Source organism: Photobacterium sp. GB-210, from assembly GCF_003026075.1.
Taxonomy (GTDB): Bacteria; Pseudomonadota; Gammaproteobacteria; order Enterobacterales; family Vibrionaceae; genus Photobacterium.
In genome coordinates, this window is record NZ_PYNU01000024.1 from 19029 (window position 1) to 45686 (window position 26658).

The window sequence follows — 26658 nt, forward strand, 5'->3', positions numbered from 1 at the left end:
TATAATTACGTTACCATTTACATGGATACCAACTAGATAACGGAGTGCAACTATGTCTCAACAACTTAAGCAGACCCCATTACATGGCTTACACATTGAAATGGGAGCGAAAATGGTGCCATTTGCTGGCTATGATATGCCTGTGCAATATGGCTTAGGAGTAAAAAAAGAGCATATACATTGTCGTGATTCTGCTGGGTTGTTCGATGTATCACACATGGGGCAAGTACGCTTAAAAGGGCAAAATGCCGCGGCATTATTAGAAACCTTAGTACCTGTTGATATTGTTGATTTACCGGAAGGTAAACAGCGTTATGCCGTCTTTACCAATGAAAATGGCGGTATTGAAGATGATCTAATGGTGACGAATTTTGGTGATCATCTTTTCCTTGTCGTGAATGCGGCCTGTAAAGAGCAAGATATTGCCCATTTAAAAGCCCATTTGAAAGATGGCGTTGAATTAGAAGTGATTGAAGATCGCGCACTACTTGCCTTACAAGGTCCTAAAGCTGCGATGGTACTCGCTGAATTAAACCCTGTGGTTAGCGATATGGTGTTTATGGATGCGGCTAAAGTGACGTTATTAGATGTTGAATGTTACGTTAGCCGTTCAGGTTATACGGGTGAAGATGGCTATGAAATCTCTGTACCGAATGATAAAGCCGAAGAGTTAGCTCGCGCGTTACTGGCATTTAATGAGGTGGAATGGATTGGTCTTGGTGCGAGAGATTCACTACGATTAGAGTGCGGATTATGTTTATACGGGCATGATCTTGACCCTACAACAACGCCATTTGAAGCCAGCTTAATGTGGGCAATTACGCCAAGTCGTCGTGCTGGTGGTGAACGTGAAGGTGGTTTCCCCGGCGCTGATATTATTTTAGAGCAACTACAAACTAAACAGGCTGCAAGAAAACGTGTTGGGTTAGTGGGGCAATCAAAAGCGCCTGTACGAGAAGGGACTAAGTTGTTTGATGCTGAAGATAATGAAATTGGCATTGTAACGAGTGGAACATTTGGCCCAACAAAAGGTATTCCTGTCGCAATGGGGTATATTCAACCTGAATCAAATCAGCTTGGTGAAACAATTTACGCTGAAGTACGCGGTAAAAAATTACCGATGACAATCGAGAAAATGCCGTTTGTACCTCAACGTTACTATCGCGGCTAATTGCTTCAAAATATTACTCATTAATAGCAGGCAAAAGTGCTTTTTTACGAAGTTAAGCCTGCTTTATTTGGTAGTGACTGCTTTGTATGCAGATTTAAAGAGTAAGGTGAAGCCTTCTTTCGATAGATCTTTAACGGTTAGATTTGCATCATTCAGTCGACGGTAACATTCATTTAGTGCGGTAATAAAAATGTCTTTGTCGATGGCATTATTCATTGTCTGTTTCATGGTTTATTCCTCATCACACTATAATTATTACAACATCATACAGAGAGAGCATTAATAAACACTGAATAAAAGCTGAATGAGGGAAGGGTATTTCTTTAGGAATTAAATAGCCTCTATCTAAAATGATAGAAGCTATTAATAGAAATATTATTTTTGTGTCAAGTAAGTAAATAAAAACTCAGTTATATTGGTCATATCTTCGACGGTAATAAATTCTTCCGTAGTGTGTACTTTGCTCATACCGGTTGATAAATTAACGGTTTTTAATCCTTTCTCATTAAAGATATTTGCATCACTACCGCCACCGGTAGACTTGGTAAATGGTGCTATTCCCATTTCTTTAAAGCTAGCCATGATATCAATAACATGTGGGTCATTATCAGCAATAGAGTAGGCGTTATAAGAGCGTGTAGATTGAATATCTATTTGCGCGTTATGCTTGTTTGCTGTTGTGTTGAATACATCAACCATATGCTGAACTTGTGTAGCAAGCTTATCATCGTTAAGTGAACGCGCTTCAGCGGCAAGATACAATTCAGGCATCACGATATTCGTTGCTTGACCACCAGAGACAATGCCAATGTTAGCGGTTGTTTCATGATCTATACGCGCTAATTTCATATTCATCACAGCATCAGACGCGACTGTTAGTGCATTAATACCTTCTTCAGGTGCAAGTCCTGCGTGAGCGGGTTTACCTTTAATAGTCACTTTTAGGCTTTGCTGACCAGGAGCACTCGTTACAATCGCACCAATAGCACCGCCTGAATCAAGCACAATAGCTTTATCTGCAGTGATATATGACATATCAAAATGCTTCGAGCCTTGTAATCCACCTTCTTCATGGACAGTAAAAGCCAGCTCTATTGTTTTATGGGCTTTGTTGTTTTCTTTGATGGTACGTACCGCTTCGATGATGGCAGCAATTCCCGATTTATCATCACCACCAAGAATGGTGTCGCCTTTTGAACGAATAACCCCATCTTCAATAATCGGTTCAATACTATTGCCTGGCGTTACGGTGTCCATGTGGCAGCTTAAAACAATACTATCTTCAAGTTCACCCTCAAGCTTGGCATAAAGGTTAAAACCATTAGAAATGCTTTCAGGCACAGGTAATTTAGCAACGCTGAAACCTAACTCTTCGAGTTGTTCTGCTAAGGCTTCTGAAATCGCTTTTTCGTTTTTTGATTCGCTATCGATTTTGATGAGATCAATAAAATGAGAAATAAGGCGTTCTTGATTAATTGTTGTCATATTGCTTCTAACCACTAAATAGGAGGAATACACAGTACTCTAATAGGAATAATGGCGAGATGATGGGGGGCTAAATCAATAAAAGTAGAGATAAAAAAGAGGAAAGTAAGTGAAATGAGAGAAGTTTGAACAGGATTACGGCAATGAAAATGCCAAATAAGTCATAGCTTCACATGAATGCGGGAGCGAACCGATTGTGAATCTACATAACGCTTATTTGGCATAAATTGATAAGTTAGCTGATGCTATCAGCTAACTTAATACTCATTAGCCCCAAACGATCAGGCTGTAGTTCTTTTTACCACGGCGGATCAGAGTGTAGCGACCAAAGAGTTTGTCAGCGTCTGTAAACTCATAGAATGGTTCGCTTACTTTCTCGCCATTAACCATGATTGCATTTGAGCTGATGTGTGTTTTTGCTTGACCACGAGAACTTGCAAGACCAGATTTAACTAGCACTTGTTGTAAATCATCGCCATTTTCAGCTTCAGCACTTGGCATACCATCTTGCGCTAGTTGAGCAAAATCAGATTCAGATAAGTGCACTAAATCGTTTTCAAATAGGCAGCGAGTAATGTTCTGTGCCGCTTCTAATTGCTCTTGACCGTGAACTAAACGCGTTGCTTGCTCAGCAAGAATACGTTGTGCTTCAGGTGCTTTGCCACTGTTACGATCTGCCTCTTCAATCTGTTGAATTTCTTCTTCAGAAAGGAAAGTGAAAAAGCGTAGGAAACGATATACGTCAGCATCTGCAGTGTTCATCCAGAATTGGTAGAACTTATATGGGCTTGTTTTTGTTGGATCTAACCAAACCGCACCACCTTCAGTTTTACCAAATTTAGTACCATCAGATTTTGTGATTAGCGGTACTGTCATACCGAACACTTGCTGCTGGTTCATACGACGAGTAAGGTCGATACCTGCTGTGATGTTACCCCATTGATCAGAACCACCGATTTGTAGTTCCATCCCCATTTCTTTGTTCATACTTGCGAAGTCGTAAGATTGCAGCAAGCTGTATGCGAACTCAGTAAAAGAGATACCTACTTCATCACGGTTAATTCGTTGCTTAACAGATTCTTTGCTGATCATTTGGTTTACAGAGAAGTGTTTACCAATATCACGTAAGAATGTTAGAACATCCATATTACCGAACCAGTCATGGTTATTTACCATACGGGCAGGGTTTGTTGCATTGTCAAAATCCAAGAAAGGAGAAACTTGGCGTTGGATTTTTGTCACCCAACCTGCAACTGTATCTAAAGTGTTAAGTGAACGCTCAGTCGCTTTGAAGCTTGGATCTCCAATCATACCAGTAGCGCCGCCAACCAAAGCTACTGGATTATGACCCGCTTCTTGGAAGCGCTTAAGGCAAAGTAGAGGAACCAGATGACCTAGGTGTAAACTATCAGCCGTTGGATCAAAGCCGCAATATAATGTAATCGGACCTTTTGCTAAACGTTCGCTTAAAGCTTCTTCATCCGTAATTTGAGCGATCAGACCGCGATCTTTAAGCTCTTGAATTAAATTCAAATGATTCATGTGTTCTCCAATAATCATTTTATTTACGTTTAATTAAAAATAGGTACGGCATTATTCAATGTCAGTATCTGGTTTATTATGACTTGTAGGCCAATTAATCCCACAACAAATAATACGATATTATTTGTTGCGACATTATATTCAATTTGATGTTGTTTACCACGAAGTTTTCTAAGGGCAAGAACAGGAAATAGAATCGCTAATATAGTCAAGAAAATTGCAGCGGCACCTAAAGCAGGAACAAAGCCATTCGGGTACACAAGAGTGAAAACCAAGGGTGGCAAGTAGCATAGTACCGCAGTAATTAATCTATCTTTGGTATTATTACCATGTTTAAAGGTACTTGCCAATGAATCAAATAGTCCCAATGAAACACATAGATAAGAAGTGAACATTGCGATGGATGAGAAAGCACCAATTAGATAAATTATGCTATTTTCTTGAATGAATATCTGCATTTGTTGAAGCATTACCCCAACATTTGAGCCATGCTGTGCAATATATTGAAAACTATGGTTACCAAATCGAGGTAACGAGCCGAGCATGGTTACTTCCCAAACAATGTAAACGACCAGAGGAATTAAACCGCCAGCGATAAATACATTCCGTAATGTTTTAGGATTTTCACGGCCAATATATTTCACCATGCTTGGAACACTGCCATGAAAACCAAAGGCAGTAATGAAAACAGGAATAGCAGCTAAGGCATATTTGGATGAATCGTGGATATTGACTAAAAACCGACCATGAATGAATGGAATAATAGTAATAACAAGCGTGAAAAAGATAACAATGTTAGTACTAAATAAAACGCGGTTAGCCATATCAACAGCTTTGGTGCTAATAAATACAATGGTTGCAATTATTAACGTAAATATAATCGCAATGATATGAGAGGGGACCGAAATATGAAAATAATCGGTTAAATCACTCTTGTAAATAGAGGATGCGCCTGCAATATAGGCACAAGATAAAGCATAAAGTAGCAATAATAATGATAGATTTATTACCCATTTACCAGGTTTACCAAACAGATCATAAGCAATCGCTTCAAAACCTGTACCGGTTGGGTAATTAAGACATACTTCTAATAACATTAATCCGGTATAAGTCATTACCGCCCATAAAACGGTTAATAAGATTATTGCATTATAAATACCTAAGCCTGCAGAAATTAGCGGAAGTGCAAGCATTCCTGCGCCGAGCATTGTGCCAGAAATAAGCAGTGTCGCACCAATAGCTTTTTTATTCATGACGTGTATCCTGAAAAAATACCTAATAAGATTGTTATTAGGACGTAATTAACTAGCCATCAATAACAAAAAGACGGCGATAATTAATCGAGATATTAATATCTTTCATCGTATATAGAAGAACGCCAGTCTTTAAAGACTGGCGTTTATTTTCCTTTTTAAGCAGCAGTATGTGCTAGTTTTTGTTTATTTTCTTCATCAATAATTTCACTTAGAAGACTTGTGAATACATCACGAAGGTTATTCCAGTAATTATTGAAACGAATTTCATCACGTAGGAAGTGAGTCATTACCGCTGAACGAAGAATGTAAACAGAACCTACAGTATTCCATTCGTCTTCACTAAAGCCACGGCTCTCAGCGTATAGACGAGGAGTTTGACCGTATTCTTCTTCTGATAGAGAAGTAGAAGAAGTTAGGAAGTCTTTAGTGTAAGTACGGCCTGTTGCGTAAGAGCATAGTTCGTAAATACGTTGGTTTAGGTGGTTGTGTGCTTCAAGACTATCATTGCCGATTTCTTTGAAAGTAAAGTCGACCATGTGGAAGTCAGGGTGCATTAGAGGGCGAACCTCAAAGCGACGACCGTCAATAACAAATGGTTCAGCCGTTGCGAGTTTCTTCGCAAACCAGTCAGCCGTCACGATACCACGGCCAATCACATGACCGTAACCACTTACAGTTAGTGGTACTAGGCGATGAGCAGCCCATACTGCAGCAGCAGTTGCACCTGCTTTTGAACCTTCCATGATTGATGAACCTAGAACAACTTGCTTATCCGCTTCGTTCTCGTCACCCGCTTCTTCGAATACGTAAGCGGCATGGTATGAAATCAAGTCAACAATACGCTTGTCTTTCATTGCCACTGCGCCAGCTGCGTACTGGATGAAGCCCACTTTATGTGGATCAACAGTGATAGAGTCAGCTTCTGACATGGCGTGGAATGCATCATACACTTCACGTTTTGGCCAGATAACACCTTCAGGAATGATGTCATCGCTACGATAACGTTCGATTAAAGCGTCGTATTCCATGAATTCGTTGTTGTCATCAAGGAACATAGAACGTACATAGCCACCGTAAGCAGCATCAACGTGAATGTAGAAAGATGAACCGTATTTCTCTTCACACTCTTTACGAAGTTTTATCACTTCATGAACCGCATCGATAGAACCTTCCTCGGTAGTACCCACAACAGATACCATACCTAAGATAGGTGTACCTTCTTCCATTAATTTGAAGGTTACTTCGCGCATTTTTTCAACGTCTGTACGGTAGTTACCATCAACGTCTAGTGGCACAATGTGCTCTTGACCTAGGCCAAGTACGTCCATTGCTTTCATCCATGAATAGTGCTTAGAACGTGGAACAAGGAATTTACCAAGTTTACCGGCATCAACACCGACACCACGTGCTGTTAATGCACGAACTTCTTCAAAGATACCACGTTTTTTCAACTCATCAGTAAGATCTAAAATATCTTTAGATTTCATGTTTAAAAGTTGATGCTCAGTCATGCCTTCAACAAGGTCTTTTGACTTGTCGCATGCAGCGATTGCTAGAGGCATTGTTTTAAGGTTACGAGCAACCCAAACACCTTCGTAGTTAGCAACAGTACCGCCAGAAGTAATGTGCGCCCATGATTTATTTACATCGTAACCAAACATGCGGCATAGGTCATGACCTGCCTCTAACTCAAGCTCTGTGGTCACAGGAGAGGCTTCATGTGCACAGTTGTTTGGGTTGTAAAGCATGGTCATCACGTATGCAAGGTTTGATACCATTAGTGTATCTGCGTTCATGTGGCCTAAATAGCGAGGAGAGAACCAAGGCACTGATTTAGTTTTAAGGCGTGCAGATAATCCCTGTAAGATACCTTCTGTGCGATAAAGTGTATCGCGGAAATCTGGTTGGTGTTGCATTACAGGGTTTAGCATAGGTGCATCTTCTGGGTGGAAGTCTGAGCGCCAATGCATGTGTTCGCTAATTGCGTAATCCATCATTTCTTTGAAGAATACTTGGTTTTCTGATTTAGGACCTAGGAAAAGTGCGTCCACATTCATTTTTTCGCTCATAATAAAACCTATTTTATCTTTATATAGAAATACTATTTCTGTTTATATTTATCTGTTCGGTGAAAAATATGTCAGAAAGAAAATTAAATTAGTTTTAACAAATAATGGTTTAAAACTGGGCTGTAAATAAAGTGCAACCATCAGGAGAAGCAGAAGTAGAGTAGGGAACAACTACTTCTCCTGTTTATTTGTTTTGTCTTTTTATTTGATGATAAATAAGACTTAGTTTGTGTGAGTTACTGGTGCTGCATTATCCGCTTTAGCTCGGTTTGAATATTTACCCCAAGCGTAAACAATAATTGGAATAATAATCATGATAACTAAACCAAAGAATTGGAAGTTAAAGTAACTGTTTGCAGTACCGTCGTAGCTTGATGGTGCTTGGAAGCCGAAGTAACCTGCAAGTAAACATGTAGCAATACCTAAACCTGAACAGATCCACATACCAATGTTACCGCCAGGAACTGTAAAGCTACGTTGTGCGTCTGGACGCTTATAGCGTAGGTAAATCGCAGCAGAGAACATCAGTAAGTAAGCAACGATATATACAAGAGATGTTAGACCTAGAAGCATAAAGTAGAAAGAATCTACGTTAGGCATCACACAAATAAGCACACCCACGATTGAGATTAGGATAGCTTGTAAGTAAATAAGGTTAACAGGTACACCTTCTTTATTTGTCTTTTGAAGTACTTTAGGTAGTGCACCAGCGTTTGCTGTTGCTTGAAGACCACGAACGGGGCCTAAAACCCAAGAGTTAACTTGACCTGCAAGACCGATAGCCATACATATAGCCATGATAGGTGTTAACCAGCCTAGACCCCACATATCAAAGTAAGTTTGGAATGCTTGAATAAGGCCTGCTGTCATTGAAATGTGCTTAGTTGGAATACCGATGAAGATTGCAAAAGAACCTACAACAGAAACGATAACCACAAATAATGCAACTAAGAACACTGCGATAGGGTAGTTACGTTCAGCATTTTTAACGTGAGAAACGTTAGATGCTGATACTTCCATACCCATAACAACGAATACGAAGCCAATGAATAGTGCCCAAGTCCCCTTATTTGATAAATCAGGAATAAGGTTTGCAGTTGTTAATGAAAGGTCAGTAACAATTGGGTGACCACCAACAAGGTAAGCGATAGCACAAGCGACAAGTACAAAGAAAGGTAAGAATACACCTAAAATTACACACAGAGTGGATACCCAACCCAGTGTTTTAACACCTCGCATATTACCCAATGTACATGCCCAGTAAACCACTAATATAACAGCAAGAATGTACATTTTATTTTGTGCTAACGCTGGGTCAAAAGCATAGGCAAAAATTGCACCGACAATCATCAATATGGATGTCATGCCAAAAACCATTTGAATCCATTGCATCCAGACTGCAATAAATCCCATACGTTCACCAAATGCTTCGCGAACCCAGATGAAGATACCACCATCTTCTGGGAATGCTGTTGCAAGTTCAGCGGAGACAAGTGCTGTTGGAATCATAAAGCAGATTGCAGCAGCTAATGTTAAAAAGATCGTCATCATTCCTGGCTGCGCTGTCATAGGGAGTGTACGAACACTCATAACAACCGCAGCGGTAATCATGACGAAACTGAAAACGCCAATTTTAGCGGGAGAAGCGTTGGTGGAGCTAGCCATTGTAGACCTCAAAATCTATCAGTTAAGCAGTAATGAGATAAAAACATCTAATGCTATAAAGCATGGTAAATATCGATATTTTTAATTACCACGTCCAAAAATCGATTTTTATGGTAGTGACTAACGGTAATTTTGTGAAGCGAAATTAATTCCAAATTCCGATTGTTTAATTTGCATTTTTAAGCAATTTACGAATTAGGAATAATTGTATAATGAATGAATACAATATGCGCATGTGTGCCTAGTGGTTATATTTGGTCATTAATGGCGAGATGATTAACAATCCATGTTAAAAAGCTGGCGAATAGACCGGTTATTGTCGCCAGAAATAACATTACAACAGGGGAAAAAATGTAAAATGAAATATAGTATTGGTGTGATGTGCTAATAATGTTTAAAATATAAGGTGTTGTAATAGAAAGAAAAGTTATCGAAATCCATGTAAAGAATAACAACCATGCAGAATATGATTGGACAGTGATGAGCGTTTTGTTATGAAAATATTCATAGTGCTTAATAATAATATGTAAACTAAACAGAGGCAGAAGTGACCAAAAAATAAGCGCAAAGCTAAAGACACTATGCTGTGGGTGCCAATTAAACATAAGTATATTAATAATAAAGATGCTAATAATTGAATATGCTCGGTAAGTCATCGTTTTAAAAGAGAAATTAGGTATTAATGGGCAAGATTATATTGTGGTGTTCAAATTAATACCGCTATACCGCGCATAAAATGAAGAAGAGCCGTCATTTCTAAACATTATGGTAATAAATTGGCCATTTAGCGCATTTATATGTATTTTTAACCTTCTTGTATGCTATTGCAGAATTTATTTGTGTGAATATTGATTTGTTAACTTGTTAATTTATATTGTTAAAAATACAGACTCTATTGTGAGTTTCTATCTTTAGAACAAAAAAAGTAAACGTCAGGAATAATTACTTATCTTATTTAATGGTAAAGTGTTCTAGCATTATTTTGTGAATAGAATAAAGTTTGAATTATTATTCATTATTACTGTATTAAGTTTTTATCGGGAAAGTGGCAATCCCCAAATTTCGTAATGTAGATATGTTTAATATTGGGTAATATGTCAGTAATCGTCTCATTGAGATTATTCCGAATTTGTATTGTGTAATTTATGATTAAGATTAGATGGTTGGTATGACTAAAGATAATTTTGCAACCATAAGCGATAGAGTTATGTGCCAGATTAGGCATGATATCTTATGTGGTGAGTTTGAGGCTGGCCAGAAGCTGATATTGAGTGAATTAAAAGAACGCTATCAAGTTGGCGGTACTCCTTTAAGAGAAGCGATGGTGCAATTAACTTGGCAAAAGTACGTCAAGATGGAGCCGCAGAAAGGTTTTTGGGTTGCCGATGTTTCACTTGATGAGTTACGTGGGATTTTGAAGGCACGTTTAGCGCTTGGTCATGTTGCGTTAAAAGATGCGATTAAAAAGGGTGATGAAGCATGGGAATTACAGGTTTTAACCGCTTTTCATAAGCTTAACCGGTTAGATCCTGAGTCAGTATTGTTTGATTATGATGAATGGGAACTACGCCACAAAGAGTTTCATCTATCGCTTGTTGCGTGCGAAGGCTCTGAGTTTATACTTGATATGATCTCAAATGTTTATGATCAGCAAGAACGCTATCGACATTTCTTATTAAGCGCGAACTTATCACCTGAGAAACAATATCATGACAATGGTGAGCATGAAGCGCTGATGAAAGCAGTATTATCGCGTAATGTTGAACTCTCATGTCAGTTATTAAAAGAACATAGTGAGCGTTTGTACCAGATCCTTGAAAAAGCCCCTTCGTTGAAAGCGTTACTTAACTAGCCAAATGTTAAAGTAAGACGTGCAACACACGATAATTGATTAAGTTATAATGCTTAACTTAATCAATTAATTAATGTTTGATTTCATTATTTCTAATGACGTTAATTAAATGAAGTGATAACTTAATTTCATTGTTATATAAATGGAATTAATTTGATGTTTAAATCGCTCTCTCCAGCCCAATTGGATCCTATTCTTTCCTTATCGATCGCATATCGAGAAGATCCGCGTGTCAACAAAATAGATTTAGGTATTGGTGTTTACCGCAATAGCCTTGGTGAAACACCGATCATGCAAGCGATTCAACTTGCTGAGAAACGCTTAATTAAGACACAAACAACAAAATCATACGTGGGGTTAGCGGGTAGTGAAGTCTTCAATCAGTCGATGATGGATCTTTTACTTTCAGGAACATCGGCACATTCTCGCGCTGCAGCGGTGCAAACACCGGGCGCGAGCGGTGCGTTACGTATGCTTGCTGATCTTATTCAAGTTGCACAACCTGATACAACCGTTTGGTTAACCAATCCGAGCTACGTTAATCATAAACCTGTAATGGAAGCAGCAGGTTTAAAGGTGAAGTTCTATCCGTATTTCGATCCTGAAACCAAGCAAGTAAATAGCGAGGCGATGCTCAACGAACTGGCTAAAGCAGGCCCTAATGATGTGGTGTTATTACATGGTTGTTGCCATAACCCGACAGGTGCTGATATTAGTTTTGCCGATTGGCAAGCGATTACGGCATTGGCAAACAAAAATGGTTTTATGCCGTTTGTCGATATGGCATATCTTGGTTTTGGCGATGGCTTAGAACAAGATGGTGCTGGCCTTAAGTATATGGCTGACAATACAGAAGAGATGGTTGTCGCGACTTCTTGTTCAAAGAATTTTGGTTTGTACCGTGAACGAACGGGTGCTGCGATTATTATTAGTAATAGTCAGCAAGAAGCACAAAAAGCGAAAGGACGTATTCTTACTTTAGCGCGTTCAAGTTATACCATGCCACCAGATCATGGTGCGGCTTTAGTTGCTGATATTTTAAATGATCAGAAACTGACAAATATCTGGAAAGATGAATTAGATACCATGCATAGCCGTATCTTGACGCTACGCCAAGGGCTAACACAAGCGATACGTCAACGTGGTAGTGAGCAGTTTGATTTTATTGAACAGCATAAAGGTATGTTCTCTGTAACAGGTTTAACGCCTGAGCAGATTTTAACGCTACGTGAGCAATATGGTATTTATGCGGTAGGAGATGGTCGAATAAATATAGCCGGCTTACAAGAAAAGCATATCGACCACTTGGCAGATGCTCTAGTTAGTGTGTCACGATAATTAATAATAAAGCCTGCATCTATTTTGATTAGTGCAGGCTTTTTACTTATGTTCTGTTATTTACCGGCAACTTTTGCCGCGAGTAATCCTTGCATTGCGTAGACGTTAGTTTTGCCATTAAACTCAAGAGTCAGTGGTTCATGTTGACCAGAAATCCATAATTTTAATTCTGCATCTAAATCGAAGTGGCCTTTTGTTTCTACGGCATACATGGTGATCGATTTGTAAGCAATAGAACGGTACTCTACTTTTTTACCTGTAATACCTTGTTTATCAATAAGGATCAGGCGGTAGTCCGTTAAAATGATCATATCGCGAACCAGTTTGTATGCGAGTTCAATATTTTCGTTTGGACCAAGGATGGTTGATAGCTCCTCAGTCGCATCAGCGATACTCATTTCACCAGCGTTGCCTAACAGTGCATTAAAAAGACCCATGTGTTCTTCCTTTTATCCTTGATAACTAAATGATTAATTTATCGATATACTGTTTTCGATTTTAATCGAATTGTGTTTTTTACACTAGCAGAAACATGACAAGGTTTGGGTGAGCTTTTCGTTAAGAGTCTGGAAAAGTACTGGATATAAAGGGAAACCCTAATGGATATGTAAATGTTCCCTATAAATATTGGTGGAGCTGTGAGTATCCTATTTCAATTGGTAACTTCGATAATGACTTCATAGATTGAGGGGGAGCGTAAAATCGTTTTCAGATAATAAAGGTACAGTAAAAGACATTTACGTTAACAGCATACTTTAGCGCTACCTTTCTGCTCACAACGCAGCGTGAGTGAAGCGCTGCGTTTTATGATATTTAAATAGAGGTTTAATCAGAACGACCACGGCCAATAATTGGGAATTGATCTATGACTTCACTTCCTCTTACGGCATACAAGGTGTTGAAATTGTTTAGCGTTGTATCGCAATGGCTTGGAAGCAATATGAGTTGTTGGCCTATTTGTAGTGGTTCATGGTTATTAATGAGGTGAATAATACCATGTTCATCTCCTCCCGATTTGTAACTAAGCATGTCGTCACTTTCTACTCTAGGCATGCCAAGATCAATAGAAAGACATTTCATACCTGCATCAATGATCGCTCGCTGTGGGGTAGGGTGGCTAATAACAGTACTTAATACTTTTAGAGTGACATCAAATTGGTTATTTTGATACTGATCATTTTCATCACCAATATCTTGATAAGTAGTATCCATAAACAAGTAAGAGCCTGCTTGAATTTCACTAAACCCTAGCCCTTGATAGGCTTCATATGTGCCCGTTCCACCACCACTCACAATCTCCGGTGCCAGCCCTTTAGGTGTTAATACGTTATTAATGTAATTAAAGAGATCTTCAACGACTGTTCTTGCTTGAGTATTTCGCTCTTGATAACCTTTTATGTGCTGCAAGTGACCACTGTATGCCTGCAACCCAACATAACTTACACCATCAGAACAGTTAATTGTTTCTATTAATGAAATTAAGTCATCACCGATCTCCACGCCACAACGTTGTTGACCACTTTCTACTTCAATCATTAATTCAATACAAATTCCCGCATCTGTTGCTGCTTCTGAGATATCGATGATGTGCTGCTTATGATCAATTACCTGAATAAAGCGATAGTCGGGATATTGCTGATAAAGTTTGACTAAACGTTGAATCTTATTTTTTCCGGCTATAGGGGTTGTTATTAGAATATCGTTAATCCCCCCTGCAGCCATAACTTCGGCTTCCCCAAGTTTCGCAGTACATATTCCTTGTGCTCCTGCATCAATCTGCATTTTCGCTATAGTGGGGCTTTTATGTGCTTTAGTGTGCGGTCTGAGATTTAACTGTAGAGCATCAATACGTTGTTGCATCTCGTGTATATTGTTTTTCATTTTGTCGAAATCAACGATCAAAGCTGGTGTGGGGAGTTGAGCGATATTCATTGTTAACTTTTCTCTCTTTTTATTTTTAAGGGAAGCTGTCTTATTTTCGCCCTATTTGTTCTTGATAGCGATAATGAATTTATGAGGATATTTTTTATAAAAGTAAGAATCCTTATGAATATAGCTGCGAACACTTGTGTTTACTGGTTTCGCAAACTTTTTAATGAACTGTTGGGTGTCTGAGGTTCAGGATAAGAATAGGAGAAAATGGGAAAGGAAATACAGCAGGAGAGGACATTTCAACCCAAAGTACTGACGTACTCTGGGAGGAAAGTTCATTCATTACCACAGAAGGAGTGTGGATTTTTTTAGATATATTAAGACATAGCAATATAACCTTTATCTTTAATGATTTTTTGCCCTTCTGGCGACATGATCCAAGCTAGGAACTCTTTAGCTGCAGGTTTTAGTTTACCCGGTTGGTTTAGCACCAAGAAAGGACGTGAAAGTGGGTAAGTCTTGTTCAGTACATCTGCAACAGAAGCTTTGTGGCCGTCTACCTCAACTGCTTTTAACGAGTTATCAATAGAACCTAATGACACAAAACCTATCGCATCTTTGTTATTCGCAACGACTGTTTTTTCAATACCATTACCACTCGCAACTTGTGCGCGTTGGCTGATAGTCGATACTTTAACGCCGTTAATTTTTGTGGTTAGTTCCATTAACTCTTCAAACGCACCTCGAGTACCAGAACCATTTTCACGTGTTGTCACAACTACTGGGTCACTATTACCACCAACTTGAGACCATTGGGTAACATCACCTTTAAATAATTGCTCGATTTGCGATTTTGTTAGGTTGTTAACCGGGTTTTTTGGGTTAACAACAACAGCAATACCGTCACGAGCAATTTCCGTTTCAACCAATCCTGCTTTTTTCTCTTCTGCTGATAGGTTACGTGAAGCCATACCTAGATCATTTACACCTTCGATTGAAGACTTAATGCCTGCAGTTGAACCCGTACCGTTGATGTCAATAAATACGTCAGGGTGGCTCTTATGGTAGGTTTCACCTAACACTTCCATTACCTCTGTAACAGAAGTTGAACCTGATACGGCGATGTGTTCTGCAGCCATAGCCGATGTAGATACTGCCGCAGAACTTAAAATTAATGAAAGTGCAAGAAGTGACTTAGTCATGTGTATCCTTTAGGGGCTTAGTTATTTGCTGACTAAGTTAAAGCGACTATGTGACAACTTTGTTTCAAAAAATATTATTAGGAAGCAAGGTTAGATTCCAATAATGAAATGGTTTTGTTTCAAAAATGGTTAAAGTCCGCGACGCTTCCAAAATTGCCCTTCATCATTATTGAAAACATTGAAGGTTTTTTCCGCAATTATGTTGTTATTCATTTCTAATGTCATACGCCACGGGCCAACTTTATTGCTGATGGGAGCCCAAATTGTATCGCCAAGGTAAAAATCCCAATCATTATTACCAACATAAACATACCCATCGAATGGTTCTAAGACTTCACCGTCGTCATTAGTGATGTTGGGGTGGTAAATGCAGTAATGAACCTTTTCGCCTTTGGCTTTTTTTATATTAACGGTAAAGCCAAATTCAATATCAATTTCAGCTGGAATGTCTAAGGTAAACTCTTTGATCTTCGGTAGCTTTTTTGAGTCTGCATCCCAGGTGGTGAAAATGCCGTATGAGTGTAGGTGTATAATAGGTTTATTTTTTGCCATTGATTGTGGATCTCGTTTGATTAACGGTACGGATGAGATAACCGAATAATAAATCAAAAAACATTAATTTTCTTTTAAAATTAAGATGTTAGCAAATATTTCTTCAGGGTATGATATGTTTTCTGATAATTTAGATGTTAATAACTCTTATTATGAATGGAAATAGTAAATGGAACCAACAGTTTGGATATGGGGTTTACTAGCATGCGCTGTCGTTAGTGGGTTTTATCGTAAAACACTATTGACTGGTGTATTAGTTACTTTAGCTTTACTTGCTGCGGTATTTCAAGAGCGGTTATCAATCATTGCTATCGCTGGTGTTGCGATTGGTTTTTGTGTGGCGTATTTCACCGCGAAGCAAGAAGGGAAGTGGCGTTATGCTGGGTTAAGCTTCATGTTGATTTGGTCTTTTGCGCTTTTTGCTCACGCGATCCCCGGTTTTGATAATCTACAAGTACTAGATAAGGTGTACGCTAGCCTTGATAGCACACCGTTTACTATGTATTTAAATTTAGATAAACCGTTGGTTTTCTTTGGTTTGTTATTGGCTTATCCAGCATTGTTAGGGAGTAACAAAACTTGCAATTTTAAAGTACTCGCTTTAGTTGTGATGGGATGCTTGTCGTTATTACCTATTGCTGCGGGGTTAGGAGCGTTAAAGTTTTCTTTTTCGACACCACATTGGTTGTGGTTATTTGTATTAAACAACTTGTTGTTTACTTGTGTAGCAGAAGAAGCACTTTTTCGCGGTTTTATCCAACAAGGTTTATCGAAGCGTTTCGGTTGGGTAATCGGGCTTGTTGTTGCTAGCTTACTGTTTGGATTTGCACATATAGCTGGTGGCATGTTGCTAGTTGTGTTCGCAGGTCTTGCCGGTTTATGTTACGGCTTGGCTTTCTATCTGACAGGGCGTTTATGGGTAGCTGTATTACTACACTTTATGTTTAATTTGATGCATTTGATTTTCTTTACTTATCCGATGTTAGCAAAATAAGTAATAAAGCGGTCACCATGATGACCGCTTTATATATTTACTACTTACAGGATATTAGCGTAAGTGATCCATGACGACTAACACCGCTGCAAGTGTGTCGCTACCAAATGCCACACTTCGCTCTGGTGACCAACCGTATAAGCTGTCTGGTTGGTTGTTGTGATCTTTAAATGGCATTTCAATGGTGTAAGAAAGACATTTAAACTCTTCTGCTACCCAGTTAGAGCCGACTGTTAGGTTTGCTTCACCGGGCTTATCTTTATCGTAACCATGTTCAACTTGGAACTCTGGTGTAATTGTTAGCAGTGCTTGCTTGAACATATTTTCAAGGTTTTCAAAGCGCGCATCATAAGATGGAATTCCTTCTGAACCCGCAACGAAGTTATAAGGAATCGCTTCATCACCATGAATATCAAGGAAGAGATCCACACCTGTTTCAAACATTTTTTCACGCACGTAGAAAACTTCTGGGCTGTTTTCTAGTGATGGTGTTTGCCATTCACGGTTAAGGTTTACACCAATCGCGTTTAGGCGAAGGTGACCACGCGCACTACCATCTGGGTTCATGTTAGGCACAATGTAGAAAACGGCTTTTTCAAGTAAAGCACGACCGACAGTATCGGTTTCATCCAGTAAACGTTGAATAAGACCTTCAGCAAACCATTCAGCCATTGTCTCGCCTGGGTGCTGACGTGCAATCACCCATACTTTCTTTTTATTTTCAGCGGTTGATTCATCACCAATAACCAATAGACTCATATCTCGGTTATCAAGTGTGTGGCCTAATGTTTCTAAACGGCAGTTGTAGTGGCTTTGTGCAAGGTGAAGAAGATCTTGATGGCGCTCATAGCTGTATGGTGCAAAGTAAGCAAAATACATTGATTCATTTTCAGGGATCACGCTGAAGGTTAATTTATCGCCATCAAATTCAGCTGGAATGCGGAACCATTCTTCACGATCGTAAGAAGCAACGACATCATAGCCTTTCCAGCCTTCAGGGTAGGCTGAATTTGCCAGATCTAGGATTGTAAAGTTATGCGGTTGTTGAGCTTCTGTTTCTAAACGGAAGTGGAACCATTGATGAAGTTCAGAGTTATTATCGTTAGGAATAGTTAACTGAATGTCGTCTTTGCTATCCGCTTTAACAACGTTAATACTTCCACTTTCAAAGTTACTGAAGATTTTCATTTTTAGTTTCTCATTCTAGGCTTTAATCTCAACTTACCACAAAGATAGTCTGCCTATGATGTTTTTTCCGTTATAAAACACGGCAATTGATTTGTATGATTAATAAGTAATCAGTCGTTCTACTCAGATTGAAGGACGACTGACGTTGAGCGCGATTATTTCATTTGTGAATAGTATTCAGAGATATCGGCGATATCTTGATCAGATAAATTTTTAAGTTGGGCTTTCATCATTGACGACATCCCCCCAGTGCGGCTGTCATTTAAATATGCTTGCATTGAGTTATATAAATACTCTGCATTTTGGCCTTTTAGATTCGGGTAATCTGGGCGTGGTGCAATGCCATTGCTACCGTGACAAAAACGGCAGCTCGGCGTTTTAATTTCACCTTGGGTGGCATCACCATCAGGCATTGCCATAAGTGAGCTTGAAAAGAGAAGCGTGATAAGACTTGCTGTAAAAAATGAATAGCGCATAGTTTTTATATGACTGCAAAATGAAAGGTAATTACTATCATAAGCTGTTGTTTATACCATGCAATATTTTGTTATTGTTTGATGTAACAATATGTTAGTAACTTTATTCCAAGTAAGTGTTATCACGTTATGAAGATTCAATGTTGTCACAAGGTGGACTTTCTAAGCTATTGACTAGTGCCTTAATAAATCGCGCGGCTTCTCCTCCCGTACATGCTCGATGATCAAAGGTAATAGAAAGAGGCAGTACTTTTATGGTTTTTACACGTTCGTCTTCCATGATCACTTTATCCATGATCCGTCCAGCACCAATAATGGCAACTTGCGGTGGTGTCACAACGGGAGTGGCAAAAATACCGGCAATAGCGCCGTAGTTAGAAAGTGTGATGGTTGCTTTTTGTAATTGATGACGATCTATTTTTCGGCTGCGAATACTGGCAGCGGTACGATCAATCCAGCGTCTGATCCCTTCCTGATGATATTGTTCTGCATGATGTAATACAGGCACATACAGGCCATGGCTGCTATCGACAGCAATACCAATATTAACAGTTTTATGTAAACACCTTGTCATTGTTTCCGCATCAAACCATGCATTAAGCGCAGGCTCTATATGACAGGCGTTATTAATAGCTTTAACTAGATTGACCGTTATGTCGTCATCTTTTTGCCAGTGATATAAATGTGCTTCTTCAGTCAGAGTGACTGAAGCGACATCATGGTGCGATCGCGTCATATTCTTTGCCATATTACGGCGCGATCCTCTTAATATTTCAGTCCCTGGTATTTGTTGTTGGTAAGCAAGATAGACATCATTATCAATAATTAAGTGATTAGCCCCAGATCCGGTAATTTCTTTAATATTGACACCTAACTTCTGTGCCAATAACCGTGCTGAAGGGGTCGCAATTAATGGATGATGTTGATTAGCAATCGAGTGTAAATTAACGGTTTGATTTGCATCATCACAGATCGGATCAACATCAACATGTTTATCAAGCTGGGAGATGTTGCCTACAACCGTAGCCGAAGAGGATCTGTGATTTGCAGAGCTTGGACTGATTTTTTCTGGCATTACGCTCGCAGTATTCGCGAGTAACTCATCGATTTCTAGCAAGCATTGACCAATATTAATAACATCGCCTTCGTTACCATAACGATGGACAATTTTTCCACTATAAGGTGCAGGAACATCAACCGTTGCTTTTGCTGTCTCTACAGTGACGACCACTTGATCGGTTTTCACGGTATCGCCAATATTAATATGCCATTGCACAATTTCTGATTCAGCCAGACCTTCACCAAGATCGGGTAATGTGAATGCTTTCATTGCCAACCCTCCATGAGTTCACGAGCGGCATTTACAATGTCATCGTGTTGGATCATAAAATAATCTTCATTACGATAATAAGGCATGATGGTATCAAACCCTGTTAGGCGTTTAGGCGGTGCTTTCAGTAAGCACATCGCGCTTTCAGCTACTCTTGTAATGATCTCTGCACCAACACCGCAGGTTTTTGCTGCCTCATGCACCACTAATAAGCGGCCTGTTTTTTCGAGTGATGCTGTAATGGTCGCCATATCGATAGGTTTGATACTGGCTAAGTCAATCACTTCAAGTTCTATGCCATGATGAGATAAGGTTTCTGCTGCTTGAAGTGATTCGACCACACAAGCGCCCCAAGTCACTAGGGTAATATCTATTCCTTTTCTCAACGTAAAACATTGCTCAAGCGGTAAAGCGAGACCGTTATTTTCGACATGTGATTTAACGGTTCGGTAAATCCGTTTGGGTTCAAAGAATAAGATCGGATCGTTACTGCGAATCGCGGCGAGCAGTAATCCATAAGCACGTTGCGGTGAAGAGGGGATCACAACTTTTAAGCCCGGAATGTGGGCAAACATTGCTTCGATACTTTCAGAATGATGCTCTGGTGCATGAATGCCTCCACCGAAAGGGGCTCTAAACACAGCAGGGCAGGTTAAGCGGCCGCGAGTACGATTTCTTAGTCTTGCTGCATGGCATACTAGGTGCTCCATTGCTGGAAAAATAAAGCCTTGAAATTGAAATTCAGCAATAGGTCGGAGACCCTGTGATGCCATACCAACAGTGACACCAGCAATTAACGATTCTGCCAGTGGTGTATCAATCACACGTTTACAACCAAAAGCTTGTTTTAAACCGAGTGTGGCACGAAAAACGCCACCATTTTCACCAATGTCTTCACCCAAAATAACGACATTAGGATCGTGTTGCATTTCATAGTGAAGGGCGAGGTTAACTGCTTCTATTAATGTAATGTCAGCCATTATTCCCTCCTGAATTTTGCTTCTCCATTCGCATCGCTTTACTGATAAGTGCGTCGCGTTGATAGTGCAGATCGGGATCGGCTTTCTCGTAAAGATAATCGAATGCTGATTCTGGCGCTTGTACAGTGAGAGCAAGGTATTGTTCAACGGCTTGGTTAATACGCTGATGGCAAATGGCTAACCATTGTGACTCTTCGGTTTCTGACCATAAATTTTGATTGATTAAATAGGTCTTTAATCGAGCAATAGGATCGAATTGCCATGCTTGTTTGACTTCTTCATCTTCACGATAACGAGAGGCGTCGTCAGCAGTTGTATGATCACAAAGGCGATAACTTATCGCTTCTATTAATGTCGCACCTTTACCTTTTCGTGCCTGATCTAAACTTTGTAGAAGGGCATCGTACATGGCAACAATATCATTGCCATCAACCATGATACCTTTGATTCCTGCGCCTTTGGCTTTATCGACTAAGTGTTCGGCATGACATTGCAAATGCAGTGGTACAGAGATCGCCCACTGATTATTGTTGATTACAAATACTAAGGGGATATTCCAAACACCAGCGCAATTGAGAGATTCTAAGAAGTCACCTTTTGAGGTTGCTCCATCACCACAAGTGGCAACGGTTGCTCTATGTAATCCTTTGATTTTCATTGCTGCTGCTATACCGACAGCATGAGTGCATTGTGTTGAAATTGGCACGCAAAATGGCATATCGTCATTATGTGAAATATCAGGGGATGTTGAGGGGAAATTGCTACCTAATTCATCGCCGCCCCAGTATTGCAAGTTCTGCAACATACTTATACCCCGCGCCCATAGTGCGGGCATATCACGGTAATAAGGCGCAAGCACATCGGTAGATTGCATAGCAGAACCAATCGCGATACCAATGGCTTCCGCGCCAAGGTGTGAAGGATAAGTCCCTAACTTTCCTGTTCTTTGTAAGGCAATTGCTTTTTTATCATAGTGACGAACTAAAACCATATCGCGGTAAAATTGCTGTAGCAATGTATCATTAGCCCACCCAGGAAGAGGGGTGACTAAATGACCACGGTGATCTATATAACGATGCATGGGTTGTGTCTGTCTATTCATCCCAAGCTCCTTGTGTTTTATCACCTCTTTATTATTTTCTGCTAAGAAGTGAATCGTTATAACGGCTTGAACTGGATAATTTAAGTGTAACGAATAGACAGCAACTTGCTTGAGCTTTCTCGTTGATATAACAGTAAACAAAACAATACAGCGAATTTATTGGAAAAAAGACCTATTGTTTACAAATGGTAGTTAATTATGCTTATTATTGATGTAAATTATGGTCTTTTATGTTGCTATGTGTCTGGCGATAATCTTACCCGGCTAAAACGTGCAAACCGTGGAATACCTCGTTCGGTATACCCGTTGTAACGAAACTGAATGGTAGTGCCAAGGGGGGGAGGGTTTTTGCGTTGTTGTTCAGTAAAGCCTGTTCCTATCTTAAAGGTTTTATTATTGATTGTTTTTACCCAAATAGATCCCATTAATCCCTGATATTTTCCATTTCCCTTTTCGTAACCAATAACAATTGCTTCAGCATCTTGATGTTGTTTGAGTTTTAGTAACTTATTTGTTCTGCCTGCGACATAGTAGTTATTGATATGCTGAAGCATTAAGCCTTCACCATGGTTATTAACGATAATATCAAGCCATTGCGTAAGAATACTGATTTCGTTAATACGTTTATGCTCAACTAGATAAAGCACGTTGTTTGGCACTGTACTGTGAGTCTGGATAAGTTTAACTAAGCTGTTGTAGCGTTGTTCAAAAGGTAAATCTGATGCAGGTAAATCAAACACCATATACTTGACGTTACGCCATGCCTTGTCATTAGGGACGTGATCCATGACTATTTTAGTCAGAGCTTGGAATTTACCACGTTGTAGCCACAGTTCACCATCAAGCGCTATTGCGGGTAAGTTTTTTATAAACCAATGAGGAGCATGGATTTGTCTACCTGATTTTGTCGTAAGTTGTGTGCCATTCCAATAAGCTCTAATGCCATCAAGCTTCTCACTAACAAGGTATTCTCTGACAGGGAATTCTATATTATCAATAACACTGTTCTTGTCATTAAGGTGCTGTAAATCTAAGGCTTTAGCTTTCATTAATTCAGGGGTTGATTGTGCAGAAAATGAAAGTGTCAGCATGACTAATGCTGCGATAGGTGAGAGCGGTTTATTTATATAATTAAGATGTTTTCTTGAGGAAACTTCAGCAGCAGTTAATATGTTTATCATCGCCTAACCTCTAAATTATAATTAGTAATAATTAAGGTATTAGACACTTGTAATAATGGAAAATATCAATACGGTTTCATATTGAAATAGTGTGTTGTCACTCTAAAATTTCTTCGAGATGATACAAGTATTAACAATTTAATGTGTTTTAAGTATATTTAGTTGTTGTTAAGTCTCGATAATGATGTCGTTTTTTTAACTACAACATCCGCCTTTGTTGTATAGCTATCAGCGCAATTATAGAAAGCTTGTGCTTGTTTATGATCAGCAACAAAAGAGAGAGGTTGTTCTAGTCCTTCTATATAAATCCGCGAGCGGTTGCCGTGAGAGCGAAAAGTATCGATGAATAATTTTGGGCTGACATTATCATTCGCGATAGTCGTGCTGTAGATGACATTTTTACTATCAATACGTTTGAAAAGGTTATGATCGACTAAGTACTTTATATCTGCTTTAGTTTTATTAAAGATCGGCTCTTGAGTTAATTTACCTCGAGATGGTGCGGATAAGTCATTGAAATGATATATTTTAATATCAAATTTACTATGGTAATTAGATGATAATGCCAAAATAATCTTATCTTGATGTCGCTCTTCTTTTATACGTAACGTACAAGCAGAATTGTTTTGGATATAAACTGAATTTTCAAGCAGAGGCGTTGAAAAAGCAGAAACAGTGAGAAAAAGTAGTGGTGTAATCATAGTGCGCACCATATAGACATACATCAGTGTAAATCGAGGACAACATTTTGTTCCTACTTTAAACACTAGTGCTTATGGCAATCAAAATGTGGCTAACATTACAAACTATTATTTGTAATACACATTATTATTTCTGAGACGGCAATCTAGATTTATAGATAAAGTCTTAAATTAAACTGTACGAAGTGAGGTTGTTCGAAACCTTGCTATAAATATGACAATTGATTACATATTAAATGTTAAATTACGCATTTAGATAATAACAAAAATTAAAAATGTGCTGTTGCTGTATGTTTAGGAGAAAAAAATATGTCGAGTAGTACTACAGGAAAAACTACAAAACGTAACTGGAAATTGTCGTTACTTCTTGGGTTATTAGCTGGCGGGGCATTGGGCGCAGGTATACAGCATTACAATAATGTGCCTGTGACGACGGCATATAGTACGTTAAAAAGTGACTATCAGTCAGTAGTTGACGAACTCAATAAAGAAAAGTTATCAGTTAAACAGTTAACAGATGAGAAAGCGTTACTTGTTGAAAGCTCTAATCAAAAGTTAGATGCACTAAATTTGCAGTTAGATCAACAAAAGGTTCAGCTTGAGCAATTAACACAGCAATTAACTAATATTCAAAAGCAGCAAGAGACAACCCAAAAACTGGTCGTGACCAAAAAGAAACTTAATAAAGAAGTGGTAGCGCTAAAAACTAAAACCAAGCAACAAAAAGAAGTGATCGATAATTCAAATGTGTTGTTTGAACAAAAATCAAAGACACAGCATGATTTAGCTGTAGTTCAAAGGCAAATAGTGGCTCTTAGCCCTGATATAAAAAAAGCAAAAAAAGCATGTGCAGAGTTTAAATCCGGTAATAGCTGGAACTGGGTATCACAAAAAGATTGTGATAATTACGCGGCTTTTCAACAGAAGCTTAATACGTTAAAAGCACAAGAAAGCAAGTTAAAACAGTCGTTAGCTACGCTTAATAAGAAAATTAATGCGTAATGAGTTAACCTTTATCAAGGTTCTTTCTGAGTGCTAGGAATAGCCTCAAAAAAGCCGCAATGTTGATCTTTTACAGTGAAGTGACACTATAAAATGAGGCATTGCGGCTTTTTATAATTTAGCTACTAACCTATAGGTTGAGCAAGTGAAGCAGGAAAACCGCGCTGAATGGCAATTTTTTCCGCATTCGAAACTATTTCTTGTTTATCTAACTGCAAGGTTGTTGAAAAAAGCTGCTCTCTTGTAGTTACATCATCATGATACGAATTGATGATTCCTTTTGTGATGAGTTCATTCACAATAGCATCGGCTGCTGATAGTGCTGATGAAGCTTTTACAATTTCAGAACGCGCATAGTTGTCACCAGAGAACGATATATCTGCAGCACGAAGCGTTGCATCAGTCCCTGGGATTTGCTGAGCGCCAAATAATGGTTTTCCGCCTACAACAGCACTTTTAAATGTATCAACATATTGTGCGACATGTTTTATCGCTTTTTCTGTACGCTCAATCACTTCTTCTTCAGACCATTGACGGTTTAATTTTTCTTTAAAAGCGTCATTAAGTTTTGGTTGAGCAGAGGAATGATCAGAGGTTACTAACCCATTTTCAAATAGAGTAATGTCTTTTGTCATTCCATGTAATTGGAAGTAGCCATTAGGGTAAGGTGTGAGTTGAGCCATGCCTTTTGGCGTACCACGCTCACCATGAATAATCACTTCTGGCCAATGCCCCTCACATTTCTCCCAGCGTGTTACATAAGCGGCTTTAAATTCTACCATTCGCTCTCGTGGAATATGAGCAAGATCATCGATTGTGCCAGAACGATAGCCACAAGCATTGATCAAGTAATCAACAGTACATTGTTGCTTATGATTATCCTGAGTTTCATAAGTGATTAACCATCGCTGAGTGACTTGGTCAAATTCAACCCCACACACTTTACTTGAAAGTAATACATGACAGTTCTCCATCTGCTTCAGTGCTAGGGATGCGGTTGCTGCAATTCGAAATACACTTAAACCATACTCTTGTACCATTACGATAGGGTATTTGAATTGATCTAATTGAAGCGATTTGGCGACAGGGATCATCCAATCATCAGGTGTGACTGGGTATGTTGGATTATCTAAGAGCTTTAACTTTTCTATATCTTGCTGCGAATAGAGAGTGAAGTAATCACTAGGCTCACCTAGCACTTTATTCTTACTATCTCGTTTCACCAATTGTTCGTAAGTGGTTTTTAGTAAATCTAAGCGAGGTATTAAATCTAATGCCGAGCCCTTATCGTCAATGGGCACAGCGATAACAGTTGGGCGAATGTTCGCGGTATGTTTGAACACTCTGAGTGTATCAATCGATTGCTCTAATAGGTTGAGACACTGTTGACTAGAAATCTCACGATATAAATTGCCGCCCGCATGAAGATGGCAAATAGGTGGGCCGTTAACGAGACTTATCCCTTCTTCGAATAGGTTTATTGAAATTCCCAGTTCAGCAAGACGAAGTGCAATCGTAGCACCCGCGACCCCTCCACCAATAATACCAACAGTTGAATGGCTAATGCCTTCTGAAGAGTGGCGCTCTGAAATATTCATAATGATTAGGCTTAAATGTGAAATTCAATAGTGGTTATAAGGTTAAAAATTGTATGGCTTTAATTAAGGATGTTAAGCCAATTGTATTTTACAAGGATACAG

At 39.1% G+C, this 26658-nt stretch carries 23 protein-coding genes; 5 read left to right on the top strand and 18 right to left on the bottom strand.

Annotation, left to right across the window (positions count from 1 at the left end):
• Positions 1-52: 52 nt before the first annotated feature.
• Positions 53-1171 (top strand): glycine cleavage system aminomethyltransferase GcvT, encoded by a 1119-nt coding sequence (gcvT, locus tag C9J38_RS18725; RefSeq protein WP_107208411.1) that lies wholly within the window; start codon positions 53-55, stop codon positions 1169-1171.
• A gap of 63 nt (positions 1172-1234) precedes the next feature.
• Here the strand turns inward: gcvT and C9J38_RS21930 are convergent, their stop codons facing one another.
• The 6 genes from C9J38_RS21930 to C9J38_RS18750 form a co-directional block, all read right to left on the bottom strand.
• The gene (locus tag C9J38_RS21930) at positions 1235-1399 is read right to left on the bottom strand and encodes a hypothetical protein (protein ID WP_199187161.1); all 165 of its coding nucleotides are present in this window, start codon (positions 1397-1399) and stop codon (positions 1235-1237) included.
• A gap of 147 nt (positions 1400-1546) precedes the next feature.
• Entirely contained in the window at positions 1547-2656 is a 1110-nt protein-coding gene (locus tag C9J38_RS18730; RefSeq protein WP_107208412.1) for a M20/M25/M40 family metallo-hydrolase, read from the bottom strand.
• A gap of 267 nt (positions 2657-2923) precedes the next feature.
• Positions 2924-4198, bottom strand: coding sequence for a tyrosine--tRNA ligase (gene tyrS, locus C9J38_RS18735; protein WP_107208413.1), 1275 nt, complete (start codon positions 4196-4198; stop codon positions 2924-2926).
• A gap of 29 nt (positions 4199-4227) precedes the next feature.
• Positions 4228-5451, bottom strand: a complete 1224-nt coding sequence (locus tag C9J38_RS18740; protein WP_107208414.1) for an amino acid permease — start codon at positions 5449-5451, stop codon at positions 4228-4230.
• A 158-nt stretch (positions 5452-5609) separates the two neighbouring features.
• A complete protein-coding gene (locus tag C9J38_RS18745) occupies positions 5610-7523 on the bottom strand; it encodes a pyridoxal-dependent decarboxylase (RefSeq protein WP_107208415.1) in 1914 nt (637 codons plus the stop codon).
• Between the two features lie 222 nt (positions 7524-7745).
• On the bottom strand, positions 7746-9188 hold the full coding sequence (locus C9J38_RS18750; RefSeq protein ID WP_107208416.1) for an APC family permease: 1443 nt from the start codon (positions 9186-9188) through the stop codon (positions 7746-7748).
• 1159 nt (positions 9189-10347) lie between these two features.
• Between C9J38_RS18750 and C9J38_RS18755 the strand changes: the two genes are divergently transcribed.
• Both C9J38_RS18755 and C9J38_RS18760 read left to right on the top strand, forming a co-directional pair.
• A complete protein-coding gene (locus tag C9J38_RS18755; RefSeq protein WP_107208417.1) occupies positions 10348-11040 on the top strand; it encodes an FCD domain-containing protein in 693 nt (230 codons plus the stop codon).
• Positions 11041-11196: 156 nt separating this feature from the next.
• Entirely contained in the window at positions 11197-12378 is a 1182-nt protein-coding gene (locus C9J38_RS18760) for an amino acid aminotransferase (protein ID WP_107208418.1), read from the top strand.
• Between the two features lie 56 nt (positions 12379-12434).
• Here C9J38_RS18760 and C9J38_RS18765 read toward each other — a convergent pair whose 3' ends face one another.
• From C9J38_RS18765 to C9J38_RS18780, 4 genes are all read right to left on the bottom strand, one after another.
• Complete coding sequence (locus C9J38_RS18765) at positions 12435-12815, bottom strand: PH domain-containing protein (RefSeq protein WP_107208419.1); 381 nt, start codon at positions 12813-12815, stop codon at positions 12435-12437.
• 388 nt (positions 12816-13203) lie between these two features.
• Positions 13204-14310, bottom strand: coding sequence for a DSD1 family PLP-dependent enzyme (locus C9J38_RS18770; protein WP_107208420.1), 1107 nt, complete (start codon positions 14308-14310; stop codon positions 13204-13206).
• Between the two features lie 317 nt (positions 14311-14627).
• Positions 14628-15452 (bottom strand): phosphate ABC transporter substrate-binding protein, encoded by an 825-nt coding sequence (locus C9J38_RS18775; protein WP_105062077.1) that lies wholly within the window; start codon positions 15450-15452, stop codon positions 14628-14630.
• Positions 15453-15581: 129 nt separating this feature from the next.
• Positions 15582-16004, bottom strand: a complete 423-nt coding sequence (locus C9J38_RS18780; protein WP_107208421.1) for a DUF3859 domain-containing protein — start codon at positions 16002-16004, stop codon at positions 15582-15584.
• A gap of 169 nt (positions 16005-16173) precedes the next feature.
• Between C9J38_RS18780 and C9J38_RS18785 the strand changes: the two genes are divergently transcribed.
• Positions 16174-16998, top strand: a complete 825-nt coding sequence (locus tag C9J38_RS18785) for a CPBP family intramembrane glutamic endopeptidase (RefSeq protein ID WP_107208422.1) — start codon at positions 16174-16176, stop codon at positions 16996-16998.
• A gap of 54 nt (positions 16999-17052) precedes the next feature.
• Here the strand turns inward: C9J38_RS18785 and C9J38_RS18790 are convergent, their stop codons facing one another.
• The 7 genes from C9J38_RS18790 to C9J38_RS18820 all read right to left on the bottom strand — a co-directional run bounded on the left by C9J38_RS18790 (position 17053) and on the right by C9J38_RS18820 (position 23956).
• The gene (locus C9J38_RS18790) at positions 17053-18186 is read right to left on the bottom strand and encodes a M14-type cytosolic carboxypeptidase (protein ID WP_107208423.1); all 1134 of its coding nucleotides are present in this window, start codon (positions 18184-18186) and stop codon (positions 17053-17055) included.
• Positions 18187-18341: 155 nt separating this feature from the next.
• Positions 18342-18662: a cytochrome c gene (locus C9J38_RS18795; protein ID WP_107208424.1), complete on the bottom strand. Its 321-nt coding sequence runs from the start codon at positions 18660-18662 to the stop codon at positions 18342-18344.
• Positions 18663-18789: 127 nt separating this feature from the next.
• The gene (locus C9J38_RS18800) at positions 18790-19992 is read right to left on the bottom strand and encodes a dihydrolipoamide acetyltransferase family protein (RefSeq protein ID WP_107208425.1); all 1203 of its coding nucleotides are present in this window, start codon (positions 19990-19992) and stop codon (positions 18790-18792) included.
• On the bottom strand, positions 19989-20972 hold the full coding sequence (locus C9J38_RS18805) for an alpha-ketoacid dehydrogenase subunit beta (RefSeq protein WP_107208426.1): 984 nt from the start codon (positions 20970-20972) through the stop codon (positions 19989-19991). The genes C9J38_RS18800 and C9J38_RS18805 overlap by 4 nt, the downstream gene beginning before the upstream one ends.
• Positions 20965-22074, bottom strand: a complete 1110-nt coding sequence (pdhA, locus tag C9J38_RS18810; RefSeq protein ID WP_107208427.1) for a pyruvate dehydrogenase (acetyl-transferring) E1 component subunit alpha — start codon at positions 22072-22074, stop codon at positions 20965-20967. Before pdhA ends, C9J38_RS18805 begins: the two co-directional genes overlap by 8 nt.
• Positions 22075-22310: 236 nt before the next feature.
• Positions 22311-23255: a DNA ligase gene (locus C9J38_RS18815; protein ID WP_107208428.1), complete on the bottom strand. Its 945-nt coding sequence runs from the start codon at positions 23253-23255 to the stop codon at positions 22311-22313.
• Between the two features lie 158 nt (positions 23256-23413).
• A complete protein-coding gene (locus C9J38_RS18820; protein WP_107208429.1) occupies positions 23414-23956 on the bottom strand; it encodes a hypothetical protein in 543 nt (180 codons plus the stop codon).
• A 309-nt stretch (positions 23957-24265) separates the two neighbouring features.
• Here C9J38_RS18820 and C9J38_RS18825 point away from each other — a divergent pair, with 309 nt between their 5' ends.
• Positions 24266-24958, top strand: coding sequence for a hypothetical protein (locus tag C9J38_RS18825; RefSeq protein WP_107208430.1), 693 nt, complete (start codon positions 24266-24268; stop codon positions 24956-24958).
• A gap of 125 nt (positions 24959-25083) precedes the next feature.
• Here C9J38_RS18825 and C9J38_RS18830 read toward each other — a convergent pair whose 3' ends face one another.
• Positions 25084-26556: an FAD-dependent oxidoreductase gene (locus C9J38_RS18830; protein ID WP_107208431.1), complete on the bottom strand. Its 1473-nt coding sequence runs from the start codon at positions 26554-26556 to the stop codon at positions 25084-25086.
• Between the last annotated feature and the right edge of the window lie 102 nt (positions 26557-26658).